The sequence below is a fragment of the Bacillus bruguierae genome (assembly GCF_037104725.1).
Taxonomy (GTDB): Bacteria; Bacillota; Bacilli; order Bacillales; family Bacillaceae_G; genus Bacillus_A; species Bacillus_A bruguierae.
Map to the genome: position 1 here is coordinate 40698 of NZ_JBAWSX010000026.1, position 9650 is coordinate 50347.

At 37.2% G+C, this 9650-nt stretch carries 10 protein-coding genes, 1 rRNA gene and 1 pseudogene; 8 read left to right on the forward strand and 4 right to left on the reverse strand.

What is annotated here, in order from left to right:
• Positions 1-65: 65 nt before the first annotated feature.
• Positions 66-350, forward strand: a pseudogene (locus WAZ07_RS24880) (helix-turn-helix transcriptional regulator); the annotation flags it as partial.
• Positions 351-479: 129 nt separating this feature from the next.
• Complete coding sequence (locus tag WAZ07_RS24885) at positions 480-971, forward strand: AraC family transcriptional regulator (protein ID WP_336474561.1); 492 nt, start codon at positions 480-482, stop codon at positions 969-971.
• Positions 972-1271: 300 nt separating this feature from the next.
• On the opposite strand, the gene WAZ07_RS24890 is transcribed toward WAZ07_RS24885, so the two are convergent.
• Positions 1272-2240 (reverse strand): 2-hydroxyacid dehydrogenase, encoded by a 969-nt coding sequence (locus WAZ07_RS24890; RefSeq protein WP_336474553.1) that lies wholly within the window; start codon positions 2238-2240, stop codon positions 1272-1274.
• Between the two features lie 113 nt (positions 2241-2353).
• Between WAZ07_RS24890 and WAZ07_RS24895 the strand changes: the two genes are divergently transcribed.
• The 3 genes from WAZ07_RS24895 (at position 2354) to yugI (ending at position 4539) form a co-directional block, all read left to right on the forward strand.
• A complete protein-coding gene (locus WAZ07_RS24895; RefSeq protein ID WP_336474554.1) occupies positions 2354-2851 on the forward strand; it encodes an Lrp/AsnC family transcriptional regulator in 498 nt (165 codons plus the stop codon).
• Complete coding sequence (locus tag WAZ07_RS24900; RefSeq protein WP_336474555.1) at positions 2848-4038, forward strand: aminotransferase; 1191 nt, start codon at positions 2848-2850, stop codon at positions 4036-4038. The genes WAZ07_RS24895 and WAZ07_RS24900 overlap by 4 nt, the downstream gene beginning before the upstream one ends.
• A 156-nt stretch (positions 4039-4194) precedes the next feature.
• Entirely contained in the window at positions 4195-4539 is a 345-nt protein-coding gene (yugI, locus tag WAZ07_RS24905; RefSeq protein ID WP_336474556.1) for a S1 domain-containing post-transcriptional regulator GSP13, read from the forward strand.
• Positions 4540-4726: 187 nt separating this feature from the next.
• On the opposite strand, the gene WAZ07_RS24910 is transcribed toward yugI, so the two are convergent.
• Complete coding sequence (locus WAZ07_RS24910) at positions 4727-4960, reverse strand: DUF378 domain-containing protein (RefSeq protein ID WP_035433268.1); 234 nt, start codon at positions 4958-4960, stop codon at positions 4727-4729.
• Positions 4961-5236: 276 nt separating this feature from the next.
• On the opposite strand from WAZ07_RS24910, the gene WAZ07_RS24915 reads away from it, so the two are divergent.
• Complete coding sequence (locus WAZ07_RS24915) at positions 5237-6589, forward strand: glucose-6-phosphate isomerase (RefSeq protein WP_336474557.1); 1353 nt, start codon at positions 5237-5239, stop codon at positions 6587-6589.
• A 395-nt stretch (positions 6590-6984) separates the two neighbouring features.
• The gene (locus WAZ07_RS24920; protein ID WP_336474558.1) at positions 6985-7395 is read left to right on the forward strand and encodes a YugN-like family protein; all 411 of its coding nucleotides are present in this window, start codon (positions 6985-6987) and stop codon (positions 7393-7395) included.
• On the opposite strand, the gene WAZ07_RS24925 is transcribed toward WAZ07_RS24920, so the two are convergent.
• The gene (locus WAZ07_RS24925; protein ID WP_336474559.1) at positions 7385-8380 is read right to left on the reverse strand and encodes an ion channel; all 996 of its coding nucleotides are present in this window, start codon (positions 8378-8380) and stop codon (positions 7385-7387) included. The two genes, WAZ07_RS24920 and WAZ07_RS24925, sit on opposite strands and share 11 nt — an antisense overlap.
• Positions 8381-8513: 133 nt before the next feature.
• Positions 8514-9200: an MgtC/SapB family protein gene (locus WAZ07_RS24930; RefSeq protein WP_336474560.1), complete on the reverse strand. Its 687-nt coding sequence runs from the start codon at positions 9198-9200 to the stop codon at positions 8514-8516.
• Between the two features lie 326 nt (positions 9201-9526).
• On the opposite strand from WAZ07_RS24930, the gene WAZ07_RS24935 reads away from it, so the two are divergent.
• A 16S ribosomal RNA gene (locus WAZ07_RS24935) occupies positions 9527-9650 on the forward strand; the annotation flags it as partial.

A 9650-nucleotide genomic window follows, 5' to 3' on the forward strand; every position in this document is an offset into this window, starting at 1 on the left:
TGAACCAATTTTTTAGTAAATGAAGGAATAGGAGAGTTTATATGAACAGCGATTATCAAACACGAATGGAAACTGTTATAAGATATATTGAAGAGAACTACGCTGAGAAAATTGATCTCGATTCATTAGCTCAAGTATCACACTTTTCTAAGTATCATTTTAGTAGGATTTTTAAAGCGATAATTGGTGAAACTCCGATGTCTTTTGTGAATAAAAAACGTCTTCAAAAATCGATATACTACTTAACAGAAACGAACAAATCAATATTAGAGATAAGCAGTCTCTGTGGTTTTGAATCAGCTTCAACATTTCATGCATTGTTTAAAAAACACTTTCATGTCGTTCCCACTGATGTTAGAAAAAATCATTTTCATAATAGCAATTTTTCGTTATATATAAGCAAGAATCAAGAAGAGATGTCTACCTCCGTTTGCTACGCTAATGATAGCAATAATAACCTGTTAAGGAGGATATGGATAATGAACATTACGATTAAGGAATTACCTGATTATGAAGTAGCGTATGTGAGACACGTTGGGAGCTATTTAGAAACGTTTCGGGCATGGAGTAAATTGGGAGAATGGGCACATAAACATGGGATTGACCAAACACAATATTCGATTGGAATTTCATTGGATGATCCGAATTTTGTTGATGAATATGCTTGTCGCTATGATGCATGTGTAACAATCCCGAAAGGTTTTAATAAAGAAAATAATGATGACATACAATATAAAACTTTGAAAGGCGGTACTTACGCTTTGTATCAGTTTCATGATACTCTCGATAAATTTGCCCTTGCTTATCAAAGCATATTTGGACAATGGTTACCTAATAGTGGGTACGATGCAGATGATAAACCGTGCCTTGAATTTTGTATGAATAACCCAGCAACTGATCCAGAAGGGAAGGCAAAGGTTGACTTATACATTCCTATTAAAAAAGGGGATAACTACTCAGTTACTTTATGAAAAACCGACAGAAAAGCATCTTTTTAAATGGGCGAGAGGGACTGGCGATGCATAGGAGCGGTCAGGGCCTTTTCCTGCCACGTGCAAGGTTTGAAAACAAAAATAGACAATAGTGCAGGCTCCTGCCCTGTTTGCATGACAACAGTTTATATGTCAAAAAATGAATTTATAAGTAATAGAGAGACACACTTTCACTAAAATCATCCCCTTTTCTAAATTTCTAAAAGGTATAGCTGAGTAGTTACAAAAAGGGTATGAATAATGAAAACGCGCCTGCTTGTCAAAACAGGCGCGTTTTCATTATTTTAGTTCATTCACAACGTTCGGCGGTGTATGTCCTTGCAATCCAGCTACTAAATTTTTTGCTGCTGTCATTGCCATAGTTCGGCGTGTTTTTAACGTCGCAGAACCAATGTGAGGAAGCGTCACGACATTTTGCAGAGATAACAACGGGTTATCTTTTCCGATTGGTTCTTGCGTAAATGTATCAATGCCTGCTGCAAAAATTTTCTTTTGTTGCAGCGCTTCAATTAATGCTCTTTCATTTACTGTTTTCCCGCGGGATGCATTAATAAAAATGGCTGTTTCTTTCATTATATTAAATTCTTTTTCCCCGATTAAATGATACGTTTCTTCTGTTAATGGTGTTAGAAGGACAATAAAATCTGCTTTTTGCAGTAACGTTTCTAATTCGCAATATGTTGCGCCGAGCTCGCGTTCTGTTTTTTCTTTACGGCTTCGATTGTAGTATAAAACGTCCATATCGAAGCCGAATTTTGCGCGTTTTGCAACAACTTCACCGATGCGTCCCATGCCGATGATTCCGATTGTTTGATGATGAACATCTAAGCCGAAATGCTCTTTTCCAATTTCCGCATTCCATTGTCCTGACTTTACGTAACGATCGAGTTCACAAACGCGGCGCGATGCAGATAACATTAACGCAAAGACAAGATCAGCGACAGTATCATCTAACACGTATGGTGTGTTCGTTCCAATTATGTTTCTTTGCTTCATGGCTGTGATATCGAAGTTATCATAGCCGACTGAAATATTACTCACTACCTTCAATTGCGGAGCTGCTTCGAGTAGTTCATCATCAATAATAGCCCCGAAATTTAATAGTCCGTGTTTATCTTTTACTTTCTCTAATAGTACATGGCGCGGGATTTTTTCATTACTATCCCACTTTTCGTATTCATAATGCTCGGCAATATATTTTTCAACAAATGCAGGCACTTTTTCTGCAATGTAGATTTTTTGTTTCACAGTGTCAGCCCCTTTCTATTTTATTGTCACATAATTCCTTAAAAAAATCTTCTTTTCAAATAGGAAAAGCAGTCTGTATAATTTAGAAAATATCCAAAAAGGAAAGGGAGATTGTGATGACAGAAAAAGAGTTAGAATTGTTAGCTTGTCTTGAGAAAAGTAGCCGATTATCTGAAGAAACATTAGCCAAAATGTTAAACATAGATATAGAAGAAGTAATAGCAATTCTTGAGAAATTAGAAAAAGAAAGAGTGGTTGTCGATTATGTAACACTGATTGATTGGACAAAGGTAAAAGAACATACAGGTTTAACAGCAATGATTGATGTGAAAGTTACACCGAAGCATGGCGTTGGATTTGATGCGGTAGCAGAACAAATTTACCGATATCCAGAAGTAAAGTCGGTGTATTTAATGTCAGGGACATATGACCTTTCCATTACGATAGAAGGAAAAGGGATGGCTGAAGTTGCAACATTTGTAGCAGAGAAGTTAGCGACAATTGAATCTGTCGTATCAACGACAACGCATTTTATTTTGAAAAAGTACAAACATGAGGGAATTATATATGAAAATAAAGATGATGATAAACGAATTGTGGTGGCACCATGAGTAAATTTGAATTATCAAAAGTAGCACAATCTTTACAACCATCCGGTATTCGCAAGTTCTTTGATTTGGCTGCCGGTATGAAAGGGGTTATTTCATTAGGAGTTGGAGAGCCTGATTTTGTGACGCCTTGGAATGTAAGACAAGCATGTATTCGTTCGTTAGAAGAAGGGTATACAGCCTATACTGCGAATGCTGGATTGTTAGAGCTGCGTGAAGAAATATCAAAATATTTACACAAACAATTTTCAGTCGATTATGATCCGAAAGAAGAGATCATTGTAACAGTTGGGGCGAGCCAAGCGTTAGATGTGGCAATGCGTACCATTGTTAATCCTGGTGACGAAGTAATTATTGTTGAACCAAGCTTTGTATCATATGCGCCGCTTGTTACGTTAGCTGGCGGTGTACCAGTACCTGTGTCTACATCTCCAGAGAATGAATTTAAAGTGCAGCCGCATCAAATTGAATCGGTCATTACATCGAATACGAAAGCGATTTTACTATGTTCTCCAAACAATCCGACAGGAACGCTCTTAAATAAAGAAGAATTGGAGAAGCTTGCTGTTATTGTGGAGAAATACAGTTTAATTGTATTATCTGATGAGATTTATGCCGAGCTTGTTTACGATGAAACATATACAAGTTTTGCAAGTGTGAAACATATGCGTGATCATACGATTTTAATCTCTGGCTTTTCAAAAGGCTTTGCGATGACAGGCTGGCGCCTTGGATTAATTGCAGCTCCTAAACATTTTACAGAACTAATGTTAAAAATTCATCAATATTCGATGATGTGCGCGCCGACGATGTCTCAATTTGCGGCGTTAGAAGCGCTGCGTTCAGGAGAACAAGAGGTTATTCGTATGCGTGAGAGCTATAAACAACGCCGAAACTTTATGACAACTTCGTTTAATGAAATGGGATTAGACTGTCATATGCCTGGCGGAGCATTTTACGTATTTCCCTCGATTCGTTCGACTGGATTATCTTCGGCGGAATTTGCTGAACGTTTATTGTTAGCGGAAAAAGTTGCTGTTGTACCTGGAAGTGTATTTGGCGAGAGTGGAGAAGGGTTTATTCGCTGTTCGTATGCCACGTCACTTGAACAGCTTATGGAAGCAATGAAACGTATGGGACGATTTGTAGAGAATGAAAAAAGGACAAAACGTAATACGTTTTGTCCATAAAAGGGGGGGAATACTAGAAAGCCATGTGTTAGTATTTTATCCCCATATTTGAAGATTTATACATGTTAAAGGAATTTTTTTTATGAATTTTGAATCAAATCCAACTAGGTGGTATAATTTACTAATACAAAAGGTAAACATATGGGAGTGTTTCTTATGTTAAATAAATATCCAACTGGAGTGGTTGTAAAGGGGAAAGTAACAGGGATTCAAGATTATGGGGCATTCGTTGCATTAGATGAAGAAACACAAGGGCTTGTACACATATCTGAAATTACAAATGGATATGTGAAAGATATTCATGATTTTTTAAAAGTCGGAGATGAAGTGGAAGTAAAGGTACTTTCAGTTGATAAGAAGAACGGAAAAATGGGTTTGTCATTGAAGGCTGCCAAACGGAAACAAGGGAAAGTACGTATTCCAAATCCATCTGCAAATGGATTTAACACATTACGAGAAAAGTTAACAGAGTGGATTGAAGAATCACAAATTACAAAATAAAAGCAGGGAGTTATGCTCCCTGCTTTTATTCGTGTTACATTATGATATAAAATAATCAAACGTTTCTTTTGCTGCACTTGTAATCAGTATAAAGAAACGCCCGTATGTCGGAAGGTAGAGAAGCGTCATAATCTCCACTTGTTTATAAAACAAGCGGAGATATGTGTTTTATAAAATCATAAAAGAGTTATCTAACTTGGCGTGCTTCTGGGTGTGTTCCAAGCTCTTCAGAAGGTTTAAATAATAAACCAAGGTTAATTAAACCTGAAATACCTACAATGCCGTAGATAATTCGAGCAAGCGCTGTATCTTGTCCGCCGAATATAGCTGCTACTAAATCGAATTGAAAGAAGCCAATGAGTCCCCAGTTTACTGCGCCAATAATCGTAAATACTAAAGCGATGCGTTGTAATGTACTCATTTTAAGCAGTCCCTCCTTAAATGATGAAGCGCAAACGAGCTACGTTTACTCGCTTATCGAGCTTCTTTTATAGAATGGATACCTTTTGCCCTTCTTATACAAAAAAATTTAAAATTCTCGTTGTATACTTATCTATACAAAGGACAGAAGTTATGACGATTTTGTAAAAAAAATAAATTGGGTACGCTTACAATTTGTAGTTCGCTTGATTTACAACGGTTGTTTCGCTAAAGTGAAGACAGAAATACATATAGACATTGTATTGGAGGCAAAAAAATGAGCACACATGTAACGTTTGATTATTCAAAAGCATTATCGTTCATTAGTGAACACGAGCTAACATACTTACGTGATGCAGTAAAAGTATCACACCATGCAATCCATGAAAAAACAGGAGCAGGAAACGATTTCTTAGGCTGGGTAGAACTTCCTCTTGCATACGATAAAGAAGAATTTTCTCGCATTCAAAAGTGTGCAGAGAAAATTAAAAATGACTCTGACATTTTACTTGTTGTTGGTATTGGTGGTTCTTACTTAGGAGCACGAGCAGCGATTGAAATGTTAAATCATTCTTTCTACAATATACTGTCTAAAGAAAAGCGTAAAACGCCACAAGTGCTATTTGTTGGACAAAACATTAGCTCCACTTACATGAAAGATTTAATGGATGTATTAGAAGGTAAAGACTTCTCAATTAATGTTATTTCTAAATCAGGTACAACAACAGAACCTGCAATTGCATTCCGCATTTTCCGTAAATTATTAGAAGAGAAATATGGAAAAGAAGAGGCGCGTAAACGTATTTATGCAACAACAGATAAAGCGCGCGGTGCTTTAAAAACATTAGCTGACGAAGAAGGATACGAAACATTCGTGATTCCAGATGATGTTGGTGGACGTTTCTCTGTATTAACACCAGTTGGTTTATTGCCGATTGCTGTAAGTGATTTAAATATCGAAGAAATGATGCAAGGGGCAGCTGCAGGTCATGATGATTTTGCAAAATCAGAGCTTGAAGAAAATCCAGCTTACCAATATGCAGTTGTACGTAATGCTTTATACAATAAAGGAAAAACAATTGAAATGCTTGTCAACTATGAACCAGCACTTCAATATTTCGCTGAATGGTGGAAACAATTGTTTGGTGAGAGTGAAGGAAAAGATCAAAAAGGTATTTTCCCATCTTCCGCAAACTTCTCAACTGACCTTCATTCTTTAGGTCAATACATTCAAGAAGGACGCCGTGACCTATTTGAAACAGTTCTAAAAGTAGGCAAATCTACACATGAACTGAAAATTGAATTAGATGAGAACGATTTAGATGGATTAAACTACCTTGTTGGCGAAACAGTAGACTTCGTTAACACAAAAGCATACGAGGGAACATTACTTGCACATAGCGATGGTGGTGTACCAAACTTAATCGTAAACATTCCTGAACTAAATGAGTATACATTCGGTTATCTCGTATACTTCTTCGAAAAAGCATGTGCGATGAGCGGCTACCTACTAGGCGTAAATCCATTTGACCAACCAGGCGTAGAAGCATACAAGAAAAACATGTTTGCCTTGCTTGGAAAGCCAGGATTCGAAGAACTAAAAGCAGAATTAGAAGAACGTTTAAAGTAAGAAAAGCGGAGCCGGCTCGTATAGAATGAGAGGTGGATGGAGCTCCTGACGTAGAGGCGTTTTCTGCCTCGCAGGAAGGCGCGAAGCCACCGAGCATTCTAGCCGGTGTAGCTAGACAATAAGAAAAGCGGAGCCGACTGTTTAGGCTCGTCGGCTAAGGTTCTTTCGCACAGAAAGTGTTTTTTACTTTCTCGTGCGGAAGGTTCTTAGACGGGAGGGCCTAGTCGCTAGAGCTAGACAGTAAGAAAAGCGGAGCTGTTGGGATCATCCCAACAGCTTTTTTTTATAGTAAATACTCGTCGGATAATATCGAGGAATCCTTATACTGTGTCGAATCGCCGATATATGGAGTTCGAATTGGGCATGCTAAAAAAAATCTAGAAAGGATGATCCATTTGATTCAGATTCATTCGAAGCTACAAGGAAAAACGTTTGCCCTTTTCAAATTAGAAGAAATATTAAAGCCGCTGGGCTATACAATTGGCGGGAATTGGGATTATGAGAAGGGGTGTTTTGACTATAAAATGGATGAAGAGGAAGGATATCAATTTTTACGATTACCGTTTACGGCAGTTGAAGGAGAACTCGATGTAAATGGAGTTATCGTTCGCCTTGATACACCGTACCTTCTGTCACATGTGTATCAAGACGAATTAGATGATGAAGTGAATACATTTACAGCAGGGATAACGTCTTTCGATCAGTTTACAGAGCCGAAAGATCCAGATGGAGATATTCAAGCGAAATATATTGATATTGGAAAAGCTCTAGTTCGGGAATTAGAAGTGTATCTTCTTAATGTTTAATTACAATTAGTAAATCATTTTTTTTCAGAGTAAATGAATGAATAGGATTTATATGATAGTGCCCGTCACGTTGTAGGCCGAGTAAGAGTATGTTTTGTTTTAATAAATCGCAGTTACAATATTCGAATGTTTCTCCATCATATTTCTCAGAAATATACAGGAGTTGTAATTTATTCGCAGTAATTTCATTGTAAATTGTAAACAGCACTTCTGAAATCGAAGGAAATAATAAAGAAGCAGCAAACACATAACTTGTTAATTTATTTCCTTCAATAATTTCTGTTGCACCTGCTCGTTTAGCGTTATGAATTTGATCGGAAGTTAACATTTCAACGATACAATGTATATTTGGGTTTAATCCTTTCGCTGTTAAGATGGTTAAAATAGACTGTGTATCAGCAGAGCTCTCGCTTTTTTCTTTGTCAGCTGTAATCAAAATAGTATGTGCAGTACAAATGTTTGCTTTGAGTAAAATATGATCATGATGAGGGCAACCTTTAATAAATTGTAGATGATGAAATGACTTTGGCAGCAAAGGAAGTGTTTCGTCTATAAGGACAATATCAAGGTTTGGTTGTAATACGCGCATTTGACTTACTACATGCTTTACACGTTCGTTCCAACCGACGACGATCATATGTTGATGACAAGAGGCGGCCTCTTCACCTTTTATTTTCATGTATTGTTTACTAATCATTTCTGTAGCAAATGAAACCATATAATAAGAGCCGAATCCGGTTCCTAACAAAATGAGAATAATTGCGAGGATTTTTCCTTGTATACTATGAGGAACGTAATCGCCGTATCCAACAGTGAACGTTGTGACAAGTGCCCACCATATACCGTCAAACCATGTTCGAAAGTGAACGGGTTCTAATTTATGTATAAGAAATCCAAAGAAGAGAATGAATAAGCTAATTAAGGTGACTAGACGTAAAATAATAGAATTGCGAAATGTATCTAAGATACTACTTCTTGCATTCAATGTTTGTAGCTCCTCCCGCATCAATATAGTTATCCCGCTATTTGTGGACAGTAAGACCCCCACTGATGGAAGTTTCACTTTATATTGTTGCCATTATGAAAAAAGAAAAACCCCCTCATAAGTGAGGGAGTTGTCAGATACTTTCCACTTCGGTTTGTTGAACGCTATTAAGCTGTTGGATTGCATAGTATACATCAGCTGTACGTATTTTTTGGTCAACAGATAGTTTCATTTGTATGAAATGGGCTCCAGTTTCTAATGTTTTAAGTTTCATGTTTTTAACTTTTATATCCATCTTTTTTATGTCATCGATGACGGTAGGGATATTTTCCATACTATTTATGACAAGGTTTACAGCGATTTCACGCTGCCTGAGGGACTTTGGTCCTAAAATATTCATTACAAAAGGGATAAGTTCTACGCTGATCATAAGAAAACACATACCAGAAATAGCTTCTAGATAAAAACCGGCTCCCACTGCAATGCCAATTCCTGATGCTCCCCAAATCATAGCGGCGGTAGTCAGGCCTGCAATACTATCGTTACCTCTACGTAAAATAACCCCTGCTCCTAAAAAACCAATTCCTGATACAACTTGAGCTGCTAAGCGGAGAGGATCCATGCCAATTCGGTTTGAAAGTGAGCTAGGTAAATTATAAGCTGCTTCAATCGAAACGATGGTAAGCAAGCAACTGATAATAGAAATAACTAAGCAAGTTTTTAAACCTAGTGGTTTTCGCTTTAATTCACGCTCTAAACCAATTGCAAATCCTAAAATGGCAGAGAGGCCTAACTTAAGTAATAAATCGAAGTGTTCCATTTGTATTCCTCCCCGTAATTTAGTGTAATAGATGAACTGATATTTTTAGTATATGGTACAAGAAAGGAAATTTGGCCAGTTTTTATAAAAAATATTGAAAAAGGGTGTTGCATTTCGAAATTCACCATGATATATTAATAAACGTCGCTGATGCACGAAAGCAGAAAGCAGACAGAAAAAAGAAATGAAAAACAATGTTGACATCGAAAAACAAAGGTGTTAACATAAGGAAGTCGCAATTGAGCGGCGGATAAGTTCTTTGAAAACTGAACGAAACAAACAACGTGAAACGTCAATTTTTATTTATGATGCTAGACAAACTAACTTTATTGGAGAGTTTGATCCTGGCTCAGGATGAACGCTGGCGGCGTGCCTAATACATGCAAGTCGAGCGAACCGATTAAGAGCTTGCTCTTAAGAAGTTAGCGGCGGACGGGTGAGTAACACGTA